Source organism: Curtobacterium sp. MCBD17_040 (genome assembly GCF_003234805.2).
Classification (GTDB): Bacteria; Actinomycetota; Actinomycetes; order Actinomycetales; family Microbacteriaceae; genus Curtobacterium.
The window spans coordinates 14,027-29,376 of record NZ_CP126273.1; the positions used below are offsets into that span (position 1 = coordinate 14,027).

15 protein-coding genes and 1 tRNA gene are annotated in these 15,350 nt (G+C 70.3%); 6 read left to right on the forward strand and 10 right to left on the reverse strand.

Annotation, left to right across the window (positions count from 1 at the left end; all coding sequences use genetic code 11):
- Positions 1 to 18: 18 nt before the first annotated feature.
- Positions 19 to 273: a cell division protein CrgA gene (locus DEI94_RS00070; protein ID WP_111010790.1), complete on the reverse strand. Its 255-nt coding sequence runs from the start codon at positions 271 to 273 to the stop codon at positions 19 to 21.
- A 72-nt stretch (positions 274 to 345) separates the two neighbouring features.
- On the opposite strand from DEI94_RS00070, the gene DEI94_RS00075 reads away from it, so the two are divergent.
- Genes DEI94_RS00075 through DEI94_RS00085 form a run of 3 tightly spaced genes read left to right on the forward strand, consistent with a single transcriptional unit; the run spans position 346 to position 1,945 of the window.
- Complete coding sequence (locus DEI94_RS00075) at positions 346 to 1,128, forward strand: class E sortase (protein ID WP_111026530.1); 783 nt, start codon at positions 346 to 348, stop codon at positions 1,126 to 1,128.
- Positions 1,129 to 1,136: 8 nt separating this feature from the next.
- Positions 1,137 to 1,298, forward strand: coding sequence for a hypothetical protein (locus DEI94_RS00080; protein ID WP_181434571.1), 162 nt, complete (start codon positions 1,137 to 1,139; stop codon positions 1,296 to 1,298).
- Positions 1,295 to 1,945, forward strand: a complete 651-nt coding sequence (locus DEI94_RS00085; protein WP_111026531.1) for an anthranilate synthase component II — start codon at positions 1,295 to 1,297, stop codon at positions 1,943 to 1,945. Before DEI94_RS00080 ends, DEI94_RS00085 begins: the two co-directional genes overlap by 4 nt.
- 109 nt (positions 1,946 to 2,054) lie before the next feature.
- On the opposite strand, the gene pknB is transcribed toward DEI94_RS00085, so the two are convergent.
- From pknB to DEI94_RS00120, 7 genes are all read right to left on the reverse strand, one after another.
- The gene (pknB, locus tag DEI94_RS00090; protein WP_258377995.1) at positions 2,055 to 3,842 is read right to left on the reverse strand and encodes a Stk1 family PASTA domain-containing Ser/Thr kinase; all 1,788 of its coding nucleotides are present in this window, start codon (positions 3,840 to 3,842) and stop codon (positions 2,055 to 2,057) included.
- 97 nt (positions 3,843 to 3,939) lie between these two features.
- Entirely contained in the window at positions 3,940 to 5,760 is a 1,821-nt protein-coding gene (locus DEI94_RS00095) for a protein kinase domain-containing protein (protein ID WP_111026533.1), read from the reverse strand.
- Positions 5,757 to 7,211, reverse strand: coding sequence for a peptidoglycan D,D-transpeptidase FtsI family protein (locus DEI94_RS00100; RefSeq protein ID WP_111026534.1), 1,455 nt, complete (start codon positions 7,209 to 7,211; stop codon positions 5,757 to 5,759). The genes DEI94_RS00095 and DEI94_RS00100 overlap by 4 nt, the downstream gene beginning before the upstream one ends.
- A gap of 7 nt (positions 7,212 to 7,218) precedes the next feature.
- The gene (locus DEI94_RS00105) at positions 7,219 to 8,643 is read right to left on the reverse strand and encodes an FtsW/RodA/SpoVE family cell cycle protein (RefSeq protein WP_111010796.1); all 1,425 of its coding nucleotides are present in this window, start codon (positions 8,641 to 8,643) and stop codon (positions 7,219 to 7,221) included.
- The gene (locus tag DEI94_RS00110) at positions 8,636 to 9,970 is read right to left on the reverse strand and encodes a Stp1/IreP family PP2C-type Ser/Thr phosphatase (RefSeq protein ID WP_111026535.1); all 1,335 of its coding nucleotides are present in this window, start codon (positions 9,968 to 9,970) and stop codon (positions 8,636 to 8,638) included. Before DEI94_RS00110 ends, DEI94_RS00105 begins: the two co-directional genes overlap by 8 nt.
- 6 nt (positions 9,971 to 9,976) lie before the next feature.
- Entirely contained in the window at positions 9,977 to 10,525 is a 549-nt protein-coding gene (locus DEI94_RS00115) for an FHA domain-containing protein FhaB/FipA (RefSeq protein WP_111010798.1), read from the reverse strand.
- Positions 10,525 to 11,202, reverse strand: a complete 678-nt coding sequence (locus DEI94_RS00120; RefSeq protein ID WP_111026536.1) for an FHA domain-containing protein — start codon at positions 11,200 to 11,202, stop codon at positions 10,525 to 10,527. Before DEI94_RS00120 ends, DEI94_RS00115 begins: the two co-directional genes overlap by 1 nt.
- Before the next feature lie 86 nt (positions 11,203 to 11,288).
- Between DEI94_RS00120 and DEI94_RS00125 the strand changes: the two genes are divergently transcribed.
- Positions 11,289 to 11,375, forward strand: a tRNA-Leu gene (locus tag DEI94_RS00125).
- A 241-nt stretch (positions 11,376 to 11,616) separates the two neighbouring features.
- Here DEI94_RS00125 and DEI94_RS00130 read toward each other — a convergent pair.
- Positions 11,617 to 12,303 (reverse strand): SDR family NAD(P)-dependent oxidoreductase, encoded by a 687-nt coding sequence (locus DEI94_RS00130; RefSeq protein WP_111026537.1) that lies wholly within the window; start codon positions 12,301 to 12,303, stop codon positions 11,617 to 11,619.
- 141 nt (positions 12,304 to 12,444) lie between these two features.
- Between DEI94_RS00130 and DEI94_RS00135 the strand changes: the two genes are divergently transcribed.
- Complete coding sequence (locus tag DEI94_RS00135) at positions 12,445 to 13,710, forward strand: MFS transporter (protein WP_111010379.1); 1,266 nt, start codon at positions 12,445 to 12,447, stop codon at positions 13,708 to 13,710.
- A gap of 78 nt (positions 13,711 to 13,788) precedes the next feature.
- Here the strand turns inward: DEI94_RS00135 and DEI94_RS00140 are convergent, their stop codons facing one another.
- Entirely contained in the window at positions 13,789 to 14,808 is a 1,020-nt protein-coding gene (locus DEI94_RS00140; RefSeq protein WP_111026538.1) for a GlxA family transcriptional regulator, read from the reverse strand.
- A gap of 94 nt (positions 14,809 to 14,902) precedes the next feature.
- Between DEI94_RS00140 and DEI94_RS00145 the strand changes: the two genes are divergently transcribed.
- Positions 14,903 to 15,271: a cupin domain-containing protein gene (locus DEI94_RS00145; protein ID WP_111010377.1), complete on the forward strand. Its 369-nt coding sequence runs from the start codon at positions 14,903 to 14,905 to the stop codon at positions 15,269 to 15,271.
- Positions 15,272 to 15,350 lie beyond the last annotated feature (79 nt).

Genomic DNA, 15,350 nt, shown 5'->3' on the forward strand with positions numbered 1-15,350 from the left:
GGACAGATCGTGTTCGCCTCAGCGCCACTTCGTCGTCATGAGGAACCCGATGAACATGATCCCGAAGCCGATCAGGATGTTGAGCGACCCGAGCGTCGGCACGGGGAGCGTTCCCTGCGAGACGTAGAACACGATGACCCAGGCGAGGCCGACGAGCATGAAGCCGAACATGACCGGCTTGAACCACACCGGGTTCGGTGCACCGCCGGCAGTGTCGACCGAGTCGGCTCGGGCCTGCCGGGCGGGCTTCGTACGGTCCTTCTGCTTGGCCATGGCCGGTATCCTACCGTCAACACATCTGCCACCCGCTCGGGTGGGTGGGCTGTCGGACGGGGGACGAACCACATGACCGTGACCGAGGTGCCCGTCGAGGGCGACGCTCACGCCCCGTCCCCGGACACGGGCGGCCGTCGTCGACGCCGAGGCCACGTGACCGTCCTCGGTGTCCTGGGCGACCTGCTCATCACGGCGGGTGTGCTCGTCCTCCTGTTCATCGCCTGGCAGCAGTGGTTCAACGACCTGGTCGTGGCCAAGCAGCACGAACACCAGGCCCAGCAGTTCAGCAAGTCGCTCGGCGCGATCTCGACGCCAGCGCCCACCCCCACGCAGGGGTACGGTCCGCCGAAGGTCAGCGCGCAGCCCCGCAACACCAAGGTGTTCGGCGTCATGTACGTGCCCCGGTTCGGTGCGACCTACGCCGTCCCCATGGCCGGCGGCACGACCACGGCGGGCACACTCGACACGATCGGCATCGGGCACTACGACCACACCCAGATGCCCGGGCAGGTCGGGAACTTCGCCGTCGCCGGTCACCGCACGACGCACGGCGCCCCGTTCAACCAGATCGCGAACCTCCAGGTCGGCGACAAGATCTACCTCGAGACCGCGGACGGCTTCTACACCTACACGTTCCGCAACCTGGAGTACGTGCCGCCGACGCAGGTGACGGTCCTCGACCAGGACCCCGACGACGTCGGCGTCGCGACGAAGGACCGGATCATGACGATGACGAGCTGCAACCCGATGTACTCGGCGCAGGAGCGCATCGTCGCCTTCAGTGTGTTCGATTCGTGGCAGCCACGGTCCGCGGGAGCGCCGACGGCCATCGCGTCCGAGGTCAAGGGTTAGGAGACCACATGTACGGTGCGCTCTGGCGGGTCCTGCCCGGTCCGGTGTGGGTACGGATCGTCGAGGTCCTGGTCCTCGTCGCGATCGTCCTCGCCGTCCTCGACCTGTGGGTGTTCCCCTGGGTGCAGGAGCTGATCCCCACCCCCGACGTGACGGTCGGCCACCGATGAGCCGGATCCTGGTCGTGGACAACTACGACAGCTTCGTCTACACGCTCAACGGCTACGTGCAACAGCTCGGTGCCGAGACCGACGTGGTCCGCAACGACGCGATCGATGCGGACGCCATCGCCGACCGCATCGCCGAGTACGACGGCGTCCTGCTGTCGCCGGGGCCCGGCGCTCCCGCCGCTGCCGGCATCTCGATCCCCGCCGTGCATGCTGCGATCGGTGCCGACGTGCCGTTGCTCGGGGTGTGCCTCGGACACCAGGCCATCGCGGAGGCGCTCGGGGCCACGGTGACCCACGCCGAGGAACTCATGCACGGCAAGACGTCGAGCGTGATGCACGACGACAGCCCGCTGTTCGTCGGCGTTCCGCAGCCGTTCACGGCGACCCGGTACCACTCGCTCGCGGTGGTCGACGGCACGGTGCCCGACGAACTCGAGGTCACCGCGCGGACGACCGGGGGTGTGATCATGGGAGTCCAGCACCGGGGGGCTCCGGTGTTCGGCGTGCAGTTCCACCCGGAGTCCGTCCTGACCGAGGGCGGGTACCGCATGGTGGGGAACTGGCTCGAGCTGACCGGGCTCGCGGGTGCCGCCACGGCCGCGGACGGACTCGGTCCGCTCATCACGTCGCCCTCGACGGACCGCTGAGGGCGACGCGCGGGGCGACCTGCGGGTCACGCGGCCCGATGAGGATCACGCGATCTGGAGAGGACCACGCGGTCCGCTGGAGGCGGCGCCCCGGACGGTCGACGAACCGTCAGTGGTCGTCGTCGTCGCCGTTCCCGGAGTCGCTGCTCTGGGTGGGTGCCGGCGTCGATGTCTGCGTGGGCTGCGCGGAGGCGGCGCAGTACGTCAGCTGCACGGTCGAACCCTGCGGCTGATCGCCCGGCGGGAGCGACTGCTGCGTCACGGTGCTGCCCGTGCAGGTGTAGTCCGGCTGCGGCTGCACGGTGAGCCCGAGGCCGGCGAGGGTGGCGTTCGCCGTCGAGAAGGGCTGCTTCGTGACGTCGGGCAGCTGGATCTTGCCGTTCGAGACGACGATGTTCACGACCGAGCCCTTGTTGACGGTCGTGCCCGAGCCCGGGTCGGTGCTGAGGACGGTGCCTGCGGGCACGGTCGCCGAGTACCCCGAGTTGCTGCTGCCGATCTTGAGGCCCTGCGACTTCAGGGTGGTCTCGGCGGCGTCCTGGGACTGGTTCGTCACGTCCGGCACGGCGACCTGCGCCGGACCGGCCGAGACCACCACCCGGATGTTCTGCTGGGGCGCGACGTTCGTGCCGGCGCCGGGCGTGGTCCGGATGATGGTGTCCTTCGGGACCGACGTCGAGTTCTTGTCGACGCGGACGGCGACGAGATGGCGCTTCTCCAGGGCCTTCTGCCCGGTCTGCCAGGTCGCGCCGGCCACGTTCGGCACGGACACCGACGAGGACACGGACGACGTGGACGGCTGGAGGTTCGCGACCCACCAGACGACGGCGATCACGACGGCTGCGATGACGATGACTCCGAGCCAGATCCACGCCACGGGCGGTCGGCTCTGCGTCCGCTGCGGGCGGGCGTCATCGGGGTCGTCGAGCTCGCGGAAGGCCGCGTCGGCGCTGTCGGAGGTCCGGGGGTCGACGCCGAACAGGACGGTCGAGGCGTCGGCGGCGGCCGGTAGTCGACGCGTCGCGGGAACGTGCCCGGACGCGGCCTGCTGGAGGTCACGGCGGAACTCCGCGGCGCTCTGGAACCGCTGGGACCGGTCCTTCGCGAGGGCGCGCAGCGTGACCGCGTCGAGTGCGGGCGACACGGCTGGGTTCACGGTGCTCGGAGCGGCGGGCTGCTCGCTGACGTGCTGGTACGCGACCGCCACGGGCGAGTCCCCGCGGAACGGCGGACGACCGGTGAGCAGCTCGAACAGGACGATGCCCGTCGAGTACAGGTCGGTGCGGGCGTCGACGGTCTCGCCGCGGGCCTGCTCGGGGGAGAAGTACGAGGCGGTTCCGAGGATCGCGGTCGTCTGGGCCACGGTCGCCGAGGTGTCGGTGATGGCCCGCGCGATCCCGAAGTCCATGACCTTGACCTGGCCGGACTGCGTCACCATGACGTTCGCGGGCTTGATGTCCCGGTGCACGACACCCGCACGGTGGCTGTACTCGAGCGCGGTGAGGATGCCCTCGGTGATGCGGACGGCCTCGTCCGGAGCGAGCGGGCCGTCGGTGAGGATGTCGCTGAGCGGACGGCCCTCGACGAACTCCATGACGATGTACGGCACCTGGACCTCGGCACCGGAGGGCTCGGTCACCGTTTCCTCACCGGCGTCGTACACGCGGACGATGGTCGGGTGGGCCATGCGCGCGGCGGCCTGGGCCTCTTGCCGGAAGCGCGTGCGGAACGAGGGGTCGTTCGCCAGGCTCGGCTTGAGGAGCTTGACCGCGACCCGACGACCGAGCCGGGTGTCGTTGCCGATGTGGACCGTCGCCATGCCGCCCCGGCCGATCGTGTCGCCGATCTCGTACCGGCCGGCGAGGAGGGAGATCCCCGCGGTCACACCTTCTGCCACGTGTCCTCCGAGTGTCCGTCGCGATCAGTGTACGGCAGGGGTTCCTGACGGATCGCTGGCGCGGGGGACCCGGTGGCGAACCGTTATCGGAAGGTCATCAGCGGTGCAGACCGACCCGGTTCGCGATCTCATCGAGCACGCTGTTCGCGTCGTCGTTCGAGGTGCCGGGGGTACCCGGGGTCCCGGCGGAGCTCGGTGTGGGCGTGCTCGTCGCGGCCGGCTGGTACTGCACGGTGAGCGGCTGGGACGAGCCCGACTGCAGGTCCCCGCAGTTGACGGTGTAGGTGAGGGACACCGTTCCGGGCGAGCCGGCGGAGACGCGGACCGACGTGCCGCGGGTCGCCCCCGAGGACGCCCCGGAGCCGTCCGTGCCGTTCTGGATCGTGTACGAGTACCCGGTGAGGCTGTAGCCGGTCGGGCACTGCGTGTACGCCGGCCAGGTCGCCGTGAAGGTGCCGTCCGACGAGATCGGCGAGGCCGTGGCGGTGGACGGGGTCGGCGCCGACGGCATGGGCCCGTAGGCCTTGACGGTGATGGTGGAGCCGTACGGCAGGTTGCCGGTGGGGTCGATGGACTGCACCGTGTTCTCCGGCGTCGTGCTCGACGCCGGATCGCCGGTGACGACCTTGACGGTGAACCCCTCGTCGCGCAGCGCGGCCGCCACGTCGTCGACGTTCTTGCCCGTGTAGTCGCCCTCGTTCACCGTGACGGTCTGGGGCTGCGCGGTGGTCGGCGTGGAACTCGGGCTGTCGCTCGGCTCGGACCGCTTCGGCGTCGACGCGTGCGATGGGGTCTCCGACGCGCTCGGGTCCTGCTGGTTGCCGCGGTTCGCCAACACGATGCCGCCGATGACGAGCGCCGCGACGAGGAGCGCCCCGAGGACGATGAGGGGCCACAACCAGGGCCGGCGCTTCCGGCCGTCGTCGTCGGGAGTCGGCGGGGTGCCGGGGCCCCTGGGCACGGCCGGCCCCGGCGTCGGAGCGAGCCGCTGCGTGGCCTGGGTCCCGATGATGCTCGTGGCGTCGTCGTTGCCGACCGGCGGGTTGAAGGCGACCGTGGCTGCGCCGAGCGCCGGGACGGCGACGGTGGCCGCGGCGACGTCACCACGTCGGAGTGCCTGCGCCGCGCGTGCGAGGTTCGCCGCGGTCGCCGGGCGGTCGGCGGGCTTCTTCGCGATGCAGGACATCACCAGGTCGCGCACGGGCTCGGGGATCGACGCCGGGAGCTCCGGGGGCTGCTCGTTGATGTGCGCCATCGCGATCGCGACCTGGGACTCACCCGTGAACGGACGCTTGCCCGCGAGGCACTCGTAGGCGACGATCCCGAGCGAGTAGATGTCCGTCGAGGGCGACGCCGGGTGACCGCTCGCCTGCTCCGGCGACAGGTACTGCACGGTGCCCATCACCTGACCCGTCGCGGTCAGGGGGACCTGATCGGCGATGCGCGCGATGCCGAAGTCCGTGATCTTCACCCGGCCGTCCGGGGTGATCAGGAGGTTGCCGGGCTTGATGTCCCGGTGCACCAGCCCGACCGCGTGCGCGGCCTGCAGGGCGTTGGCCGTCTGCGCGACGATGTCGAGGACCTTGTCGACGGGGAGTGTGTGCTCACGCTCGAGCAGCGTCGAGAGCGCCTCGCCGGGGACGAGTTCCATGACGAGGTAGGCGCTGCCGTCCTCTTCGCCGTAGTCGAAGACGTTCGCGATGCCCTCGTGGTTGACGAGTGCCGCGTGTCGGGCCTCCGCGCGGAAGCGCTCGAGGAACCCGGGGTCGCCGAGGTACTCGTCCTTGAGGATCTTGAGCGCGACGGTGCGACCGATGACGAGGTCGGTCGCCTGCCACACCTCGCCCATGCCGCCGATCGCGACGCGGGAGGAGAGCTGGTACCGCCCACCGAAGGTGAGTCCGCTGGTGGGTCTCATTTGTTCAGCACCGCCTCCATGACTTTCTTCGCGATCGGAGCCGCGACCGTGTTGCCCACGCCCTGTTGTCCGAGTCCGCCGCCGTTCCCCACGACCACGGCGACGGCGACCTGCGGGTCCTTCGCGGGGGCGAACCCGGTGAACCAGAGCGTGTAGGGATCGCCCGTCCCGTTCTCGGCGGTGCCCGTCTTGCCCGCCACGTCGACCCCGTCGATTCTCGCATTGGTGCCGGTGCCGTTGTCGACGACGCTCTCCATGGCCTTGGTCAGGTCGGAGGCGACGTCGGACGAGATCGGGTCGCCGTACTCCTTGGCCTGGAACGGGACCACCGTCTTCAGGTCGCTCGTCGTGATCTTGTCGATGAGCGTGGGGCTCATCACCCGGCCGCCGTTCGCGATGCCGGCCGAGACCATCGCCATCTGGAGCGGGGTCACCCGGACGCTCTGCTGACCGAAGGCACTCCGCATGAGCTCGGCGGTGCCGTCGGTCTGCGGGTACTGGCTCGGCGTGCTCGCCATCGGCACGTGGATGCTGTCGCCGAAGCCGTACTGCTTGGCCATCGCGTTGATGGCGTCGTAGCCGAGCTTCTGGCCGAGCTCCGCGAACGGGATGTTGCACGAGTTCTGGATCGCGACGGCGATGGTGACCGTGTTGCCACCGCCGCAGGACCCGCCCTCTGCGTTGTTGATCGTGCGGCTCGTGCCCGGCAGGGTCAGTGTCGACGGGTTCGGCAGTGTCGAGTCGAGGTCGTAGTCACCGCTCGCGAACGCGGCGGACGCGACGATCAGCTTGAACGTGGACCCCGGCGCGTACAGGTCGCCGGCGATCGCGCGGTTCTGCAGCGGCTGGCTCTCGGCGGACAGGAGGGCGTGGTACTGGGCCAGGACCTGCTTCGTGTCGTGCACGGCGAGGGTGTTGGGGTCGAACGACGCCTTCGACACCATGGCGAGGATCTTGCCGGTCTTCGGCTCGATGGCGACGACCGCGCCGGTGTTCGAGCCGAGTGCGTCGAACGCGGCCTGCTGCACCTGCGGGTCGATCGTCAGGTTGACGTCGTCGCCCTGGACGTCCTGCCCGGTGAGGATCGAGTTGATGTTGCTGAAGAAGCTGTCGGAACTCGTGCCCGCGAGGTAGGAGTTCTCGGCGCTCTCGACCCCGGTCTCGCCCTGCCCGATGGTGAAGTACCCGGTCACGGCGCTGTACAGGTCGCCGTTCGCGTAGGTGCGCTGGTAGTTGTACTGGTCGTCGACGGGCTTCGACTCGGCGATGGGGGTGCCGTCGACCAGGATCGCCCCGCGCTTGGTCGAGTAGCTGTCGAGGATCGTCCGGGAGTTCCGGGAGTCGGCCCGGAGCTGCTGGGCCGAGAAGAACTGGATGCTCGTCGTCGACACGAAGAGCGCGACGAACATGAGCACGACCACGGTCGAGATCGAGCGGAGTTGGCGTTTCACGGGCGGGTCACCGTCCTGTCCTCGTGTCGATGGCGGCCGTGGCGACGCCCTGCTGCACCCGCTGCTCCGCCGGGACGGAGTCGGTGAGGCGCAGGAGCATCGCCGCGATGATCCAGTTCGCCACGAGTGAGGATCCACCCGCGGCCATGAACGGCGTGGTCAGACCCGTCACGGGGATGACGCGCGTGACGCCGCCGATCACGATGAAGGTCTGCAGCGCGATGACGAAGCCGAGCCCGACCCCGAGGAGTCGGCCGAAGTCGTCCTGGCCGGCGTACGCCACGCGGAACCCACGCGAGACGAGCAGGAGGAACAGTCCGAGGATCGCGAAGACGCCGACGAGCCCGAGTTCCTCGCCGATGGCCGAGAAGATGTAGTCGCTCTGGGCGAGCGGGGTCAGGTACGGGCGTCCCTGGCCGAGGCCCGTGCCGGTGATGCCGCCGTTGGCGAACCCGAACAGACCCGTCACGAGCTGGTAGCTCCCGGAGAACTGTCGGTTGTAGATGGTGTTGTCGAACGGCTCGAGCCAGGCCTGGAACCGGCCGTGCACGTAGGTGAGGGTCTGCGCGGCGATGAGCGCGCCTCCCACGAACAGGATCAAGCCGATGATCACCCAACTCGCGCGGCCCGTGGCCACGTAGATCATCACGAGGAACAGGCCGAAGTAGAGCAGCGAGGTCCCGAGGTCGCGCTGGAACACGAGGACGCTCATCGCCGCGCCCCACACGATGAGGATCGGCCCGAGGTCGCGGGCCCGCGGCAGCTGCACACCGAGGATCCGGCGGCCCACGATCGACAGGCTGTCGCGCGCCGTCACGAGGTACCCGGCGAAGAACAGCGCGAGCGAGATCTTGGCGAGCTCGCCCGGCTGGAACGAGAACGGTCCGATGCCGATCCAGACGCGCGCGCCGTAGATGGTGCGTCCGATCCCGGGCAGCATCGGCAGCAACAACAGCACGATGCTGACGAGCATGAAGATGTAGCGGTAGCGCTGGAGGAAGCGGTGGTTCCGGACGAGCAGGAGCACCAGGATCGCCATCACCATGGCCATGCAGGTCCAGGCGATCTGCCGGACCCCGGCGCTGCCCCATCCGGTGGCGCTCGGTGTGTGCAGGTCGATCCGGTAGATCTCGGCGATCCCGATGCCGTTGAGCACGAGGGCGATCGGCAGGATGAACGGGTCCGCGTTCTTCGCGACGATGCGGAGGACCACGTGCATCACGAGGGCCAGCACGAGGATGGCCGCGCCCTCGATCAGGATCGGCACGTCGATCCGGTTGTGCACGCCGAGCTGGACGAGCAGCATCGCGCCGGCGCAGATGCCGCAGGCGATGACGAGGAGGCCGAGCTCCAGGTTGCGGGCGCGCGCCGGTTCGCGAAGCTTGATGGTGATGGTCTGCGTCAGGGACTGGCGGGCGGCGATGTCAGCCATGGGCGCCTCCCGTCGGCGTCGGCGTCGGCGTGGGTGTGGGTGTGGGCGTCGGCGTCCCGGTGCCGTCACCGTCCGCGTCGGACTCGGCCGCGGCCTCCAGACGGCGGATGATGGCCCGCGCGTCCGACAGGGACGACGCGTTGATGGTCTGGCGGACGTTCTCACGCGTGTACGCGGGCAGGTCGCCGACCCGGAGGTCCGAGTCCTCGTACACACTCGACAGGTGCACCGGACCGATGCCCTGCTGCACGCCCTTGAAGATGGCCACGTTGCTGCCGTCGGCGCCCACGTAGTAGTGCTGTTGGGTCCACCGGTAGCCGAGGAACACGACGCCGACGAGCACGACGACCGCAGCGACCAACGCGATCGTCCACGAGATGCGACGACGCAGGCGCCGGCGGCGGTCCTCCGCGATGAGCTCGGCGAAGTACTGGTCGGACTCGGGCTCGAAGTGTGAGTCCTCGGGCGCCGTCGTGACCTTGAGGGGGTGGAGCAGGATCGTCGGCAGCCGGATCGGCTTGCGGCCCGTCGACGCCTCGAACGTCAGCGGCGCCGCGGCGGACCCGACGGTCGTCGCGGCGTCGTCGACGTCGTCCGGGACGTCCTCGGTCACGTCCATCACCACGACGGTGACGTTGTCCGGTGCGCCGTGGTCGAGGGTCTCCTTGACGAGGCGCTGCGTCACCTGGTTGGCGTCCATCTCGGACGCGAGCGCGTGGCGGATGCGCTCCTCGGCGAGGTAGCTCGACAGGCCGTCGGAGCAGAGCAGCCACCGGTCACCGGGCTGGATGTCCATGACCGCGGTGTCGACCTCGGGCGCCGCGTCGACGTCGCCGAGCACCCGCATGAGGACGGACCGCCGCGGGTGGACCGCGGCTTCCTCCGGCGTGATGCGCCCGCTGTCGACCAACCGCTGCACGAAGGTGTGGTCGGCGGTGATCTGCTTGAGCTCGCCCTCCCGGAAGCGGTAGATGCGGGAGTCGCCGATGTGCGCGATCGCGATCTGGTCGCCCACGCGGATCATCGCGGACACGGTCGTGCCCATGCCCGTGAGCTCCTGGTGCTCGAACACCGTCTCGGTGATGAGCTGGTTCGCCGCGATGAGCGCGGCCTGCAGCGCGAACTCCGCGTCGTGGGCCGACGGGAACTCGCGGTCGACCTCACGGATGCGGCGGATCGCGATCGCGGAGGCGACGTCACCCCCGGCGTGCCCGCCCATGCCGTCGGCGACCGCGAACAGGTACGCCCCCGAGTAGCCGGAGTCCTGGTTGTTCGCGCGGATCCGGCCCACGTGGGACACGGCGGCACTGAGGGTACGGGCTGCCATCCGGCGCTACCGCCGCAGCTCGAACGTCGTCGTCCCGATGGTGATCGGGGTGCGCTCCCGGACCGGCATCGGCGCGGAGACGCGCTGGCCGTCGAGGAAGGTGCCGTTCGTGGAGTCGAGGTCGGTGATGAACCACCCCTCGGGGCGGAGGTCGAGGCGGGCGTGGTTGGTGGACGTGTAGTCGTCGCGGATGACGACGTTGCTGTCGCTCGCTCGACCGATCGTGATCGGACCGCGCCCGAGGGGCATCTCCATGCCCTCGCGCGCGCCGTCGGTGATGACGAGTCGGGTGGCGACCTGCGTGGCGGACGCGGGTGGGCCTCCAGGCCGGATGGCCTCGGTGAACGCGCCCGGATCCGCGCGGCCAGCCGTGGCGTTGGTCGGCAGTGGCGGCGTGCTCGGACCCTGCTGCTGGTTCTTGGCGTCGGTCGGGATGGACCGGGTGCGTTGCCCGAACAGATCGCTCCGGAGGGCGAACACGATCGCGAACACGAACAGCCACAGCACCGCGAGGAACGCGAAGCGCAGCACGAGGAGTGTCAGGCTGCTCGTCATCACGCTCCTCCGTCGGCTTCCGGGACCACCCGGAACACCATACGGGTCCGTCCGATCTCGATGGTGGAGTCCGGCTCGACGATCGCACGCTCGAAGCGCTCTCCGTTCAGCTTGGATCCGTTCGTCGAGCCGAGGTCCGTCGCCTGCGCGTGCTTGCCGTCCCACACGACCTCGACGTGCCGACGGCTCGTGCCGGTGTCGGCGACCGTGATGTCGGCGTCCGAACCGCGACCGATGACGGTGCGGCCGACGTTGAGGTGATGGCGCTGCGATCCGATGTCGAGCACGCCGGCCCACGTGACGTCACGACGGACCGTCGTGGAGTCGACCTGCAGGATCCCGGTCGAGAGCGTGCCGTCCTGCCGCAGCGTGATCTGGACCGGACCGGAGAACGAGTAGTTCTGTGCGACCGCGTGCTGCTGGACGAGGCCGGTGAGCTCGTCGATGAGCGGCCGGCCGATGTCGTTCATGCGCGAGTAGTCCGGCGGCGCGAGCCGGACCGTGAACTCGTTCGGCACGAGGATGCGCTCGCGCGTGACCACCGCCGCCTTGGTGTCGAGCTCGCGTCGGAGCGCCGCCGAGATCTCGACCGGCTGCACGCCCGAGCGGAAGGTCTTCGCGAACGCGCCGTTGACCGCGCGCTCGAGCCCTCGCTCGAAACTGTCCAGTAGGCCCATGGGTCTCCCGTGATCGCGGTCGCCGACTCATGCATGGTAGTGGTTGGCGTGGGTTCCTTCCTGTGCGTGCTAGAGTCGTCCGGCTGGCGCGAGTGGCGGAATTGGTAGACGCGCACGGTTCAGGTCCGTGTGCCCGTGAGGGCGTGGGGGTTCAAGTCCCCCCTCGCGCACCAGGCATGGAGGCCCCGGGAACACCCGGGGCCTTCGTCGTTCCCGGGGATGCTGGAGCCCGCCGGACGGCCTGTCCGACCGCGCCCTGCGGTTCGTGGACCCCACCATCGACGCCGCCGACGGGCCGGCTGACGCCGATGCACTCCGCGAGCGGTGCCTCCAGACCCTGCGGTCAGAACGGGCGTCGCTCCGGGCGACATCCGTCGTCACCGCCACTCGTGCGCCCGACGGGGAACGGGCGCGTCAGAGCACGACGGACCCGAGCACCCGGTGCGCGATCGAGATCGACTCGCCCGAGACCACCGAGCGCGGGGACGACAGGAACGCCACGAGGTCGGCGATCTGCTCCGGGCTCGATTCGCCGCCGCGGCCGGGCGTGACCTCGGCCGAGGGCGTGTCGGTGACGGTGCCGGGGTTGACGACGTTGAGCGTCACGCCCGAACCGGCGAGCTCGTCGGCGAGGTTCTTCGCGATGACGTTCGTCGCCGCGTTCCGCACCGAGGTCGTGACGTTGCCCGTGAGGTAGGCGTTCTGGCCGCTGAGCACGACGACGCGTCCGTGTCCGGCGGCGCGCATGCCGGGGAGGACCGCGTTCGCGACCCGGAGGAAGCCGAGGGCCTTGCCGTCGATGGCGTGCAGCACCTGCTCCGGGTCCGACGCGCGTCCAGGGTCGAGCGTGCCGGCAGCGGGCGCCGCCGTGACGACGAGGACGTCGATGTGGCCGTGGCGGTCGACGACCTCGGCCACGGCGCGCTCGACGGAGCCGGCATCGCCGGTGTCGAGCCGGACGGTGTCGGGTCCGGGGTCGGCGCTCCGCGACGCGATGACGACGGACGCGCCTTCGCGGCGGAGTCGGTCGGCCACGGCGCTGCCGATGTAGCCCTGTCCGCCGACGACGAGTGCGACGCTGTCCGTGAGTTCGAGGTCCACGACGCCACGGTATGCCCCGCGCGGGGTCGAGGTGCGGGTCGTGCTCGTGAGGTCGTGCTCGTCCGGTCGTGCTCGACGCCCCCGGATTCGGCGTGCCGGGGATGAAGTACCGTGCCGGTACCGGATCAGAGCAGGAGCAGCATGACCACCCCCATCGCGAGCGCACCGCGGCGCTTCGCCGCCCTGCGCGATCGGCACTCGCGCCCCTACCTGTTCACCGCGGGTCTGTCGATGATGGGCGACAACATCGAGCACGTCATCACCTACTGGGTGCTCTGGCAGCGGTTCCACTCGCCGGCGCTCGTCGGGTTCGAGGTCGTCAGTCACTGGCTGCCGTTCCTGCTGCTCTCGGTGTGGTTCGGCACGCTGGCGGAGCGGTACGACTGCCGCCGGCTCATCCAGATCGCGCAGGGCATGTTCATGCTCGTGTCGGTGGCCTGGGGTGTGCTGTTCCTGACCGGGACCCTGCACATCTGGGAGGCCTGCCTGCTCCTCGTGCTGCACGGCATGGCCGGCGCACTGTGGGCACCCGCGGAACAGCTCCTGCTGCACGACTTCGCCGAACCGGCGGAACTGACGAGCGCGGTGCGGCTCAACGCGACGTTCCGGAGCCTCGGGATCCTGTTCGGGCCGGTCGTCGGCTCGGCGCTGCTGCTCGGGCTCGGGTCGACGTGGGGGATCTTCGCGAATGTCCTGTTCTACGTGCCCATGACGCTCCTCATGCTCCGGACGCCGTACACCGGCCACACCCGGAGCGGGTCCGTGCACCGCGCCCGCGTCTCGCTGCTCGACACCGGCAAGGTGCTCCGGAGCGTCGGCGGCGACCGCGTGCTCATCGGGATGATCGTGCTCGCCGGCCTCACCGCGCTGTGCATCGGCGGGGCGCTGCAGGTCGCGATCCCGTCGTTCGCCGACGCCCTGGGGGCCGGGGACGCCGGACTCGCGTACGGGCTGCTGCTGTTCGCCAACGGCGCGGGTGGTGTGCTCGGCGGGTTCCTGCTCGAGGCCACGGGCGCGATCAAGCCGAACACCCGGGCGGCGGTCGCGGCGGGTGTCCTGTTCGGGCTGACGACGATCGCCGTCGCGGTGACCGGGAACTACGTCGTCGCGGTGCTCGCGCTGCTCGTGGGCGGTGTCGCGAACATGGCGGGCATGTCGATCGGGCAGGCCGTCGTGCAGCTCCGGGCGCCGCTCGACCAGCGCGGCCGCGTGGTCGGGGTCTACAACATGTTCGGCAGTGGCCTGCGCACGGGCAACGGCATCACGCTGGCGGTGCTCGGTGCGGCCGTCGGGGTCGGCTCGGCGGTCGCGATCGGTGCCGCGGTGCTCGTGGTCGGGACGCTCGTGGTGGCGCTCGTCATCGCACGGCGGGATGCTGCCGAGCGCGGTGGTGTCACCGAGCGGTGAACCGCGTTCGTCCGTTCGAACACCACGATCGCGGTGTTCGAACGGCAGCGGGGTGTTCGACGCACGGCCGGCGGGCGATCAGCGCGCTGGGGCCGTGGCCCGGAACCGCGCCCGCACCACCGAGGGCGTCGACCCCGTGTGCCGCCGGATGAGCGCGCGCAGGTTCGCGGTCGTCCCGAGTCCGCTCCGCTGTGCCACGAGGTCCAGGGGCAGGTCGTCCCGCTCGAGCAGCCGTTCCGCCAGGAGCACCCGCCGCCCCGTCAGCCAGGCGAGCGGCGTGCTGCCGACCTCGGCACGGAACCGCCGGTGCAGCGTGGTGACCCCGACGTGCGCGTGGGCGGCGAGGTCCGCGACGGTCAGGGGCTCGGCCAGGTGCTCCTCGGCCCAGTCGAGCGTCGCCGACAGGGGTGTGTGGGTGACGCGCGGCACCGACCGCTCGACGAACTGCCGCTGACCGCCGTCGCGGAAGGCCGCGAACACCAGGCGTCGGCTCACCTGGTTCGCCACCTCGGCGCCGTGGTCGTTCCGCACGATGTGGAGGCCCAGGTCGAGCGCCGCCGCGCTGCCGGCGGACGTCAGGACGTCGCCGTCGTCGACGAACAGCACGTCGGGGCGGAGGTCGACGTCGGGGAAGCGCGCCCGGAAGTCGTCGGCGAGCTGCCAGTGCACGGCAGCCGGTCTGCCGGACAGGAGGCCCGCCTCCGCGAGCGTGTACGCCCCGGTGCACAGACCGACCATGCGGGCGCCGCGGTCGTGGGCCTCCCGGATCGCGCGGAGGACCGCCGGGCGTGAGGCGGTCTCGACGTCGGGACGGTTCGGCACGATCACGGTGTCCGCCGTCGCCAGGGCGGACAGGTCGTCGTCGGCGGTGATCCGGAACAGGCCGTCGCGCATGGTCGTCCGGCGACCCGGCGCGACGATCCGGAGTGTGTAGGGCTCGAAGCCGAGGTCCTGGGCGCGGCGGGCACCGAACACCTCGCAGGCGCACGCCATCTCGAAGGGGTTCGAGCCCTCGTCGACGACGAGCACCACCCGGTGCGGTGTCCCACGACCACGCGGGACGGTCCCGGCGTCGGGTTGCAACGATCCTTGCGACATCGGGCATTCCTACCATGCTCGACCGCCGCTGCCGATCCCTACGCTGACGGGCGGAGACGGGCGCACGGCCCGGCCCGAGGACGAGGAGGACCACGTGGACGACAAGGTGACGCTGGCGGACGAAGCGGCGACGTTGACCGAGTTCTGGTCGCAGCGTGTCCTCGCCGAGGCGAACGGGCAGCTGTTCAAGGTGGCCAAGGGCATCGGCTCCACGCGGTGGCACGCGCACGACGACCAGGACGAGACGTTCCTGCTGCTCAGCGGACGCCTGCGCATCCAGTTGCGGGACCGCGACGTCGACCTCGCGCCGGGCGACCTGTTCGTCGTGCCGCGGGGGGTCGAGCACTGCCCGGTGGCCGATGAGGAGGTCCGGTTCCTCATCGTCGGCCCCGAGGTGACCTCGACCGCGGCCGGTGGCAAGCCGGAGTGGAGCGAGGACGGCGGGACGCCCCCGGTGTCCTGACGCAGCGGCACCGGGACGAACCGGTGCGTTCCCGTCGAACACCCGGATGACGGTGTTCGAACGGCAGTGGGGTGTGCAA

Coding starts and splice junctions, on each gene's coding strand:
- DEI94_RS00115 (WP_111010798.1), bottom strand. CDS start 10,525: ATGACGAGCAGCCTGACACTCCTCGTGCTGCGCTTCGCGTTCCTCGCG.
- DEI94_RS00105 (WP_111010796.1), bottom strand. CDS start 8,643: ATGGCTGACATCGCCGCCCGCCAGTCCCTGACGCAGACCATCACCATC.
- DEI94_RS00085 (WP_111026531.1), top strand. CDS start 1,295: ATGAGCCGGATCCTGGTCGTGGACAACTACGACAGCTTCGTCTACACG.
- DEI94_RS00080 (WP_181434571.1), top strand. CDS start 1,137: ATGTACGGTGCGCTCTGGCGGGTCCTGCCCGGTCCGGTGTGGGTACGG.
- DEI94_RS00095 (WP_111026533.1), bottom strand. CDS start 5,760: ATGAGACCCACCAGCGGACTCACCTTCGGTGGGCGGTACCAGCTCTCC.
- DEI94_RS00110 (WP_111026535.1), bottom strand. CDS start 9,970: ATGGCAGCCCGTACCCTCAGTGCCGCCGTGTCCCACGTGGGCCGGATC.
- DEI94_RS00140 (WP_111026538.1), bottom strand. CDS start 14,808: ATGTCGCAAGGATCGTTGCAACCCGACGCCGGGACCGTCCCGCGTGGT.
- DEI94_RS00120 (WP_111026536.1), bottom strand. CDS start 11,202: ATGGGCCTACTGGACAGTTTCGAGCGAGGGCTCGAGCGCGCGGTCAAC.
- DEI94_RS00135 (WP_111010379.1), top strand. CDS start 12,445: ATGACCACCCCCATCGCGAGCGCACCGCGGCGCTTCGCCGCCCTGCGC.
- DEI94_RS00075 (WP_111026530.1), top strand. CDS start 346: ATGACCGTGACCGAGGTGCCCGTCGAGGGCGACGCTCACGCCCCGTCC.
- DEI94_RS00070 (WP_111010790.1), bottom strand. CDS start 273: ATGGCCAAGCAGAAGGACCGTACGAAGCCCGCCCGGCAGGCCCGAGCC.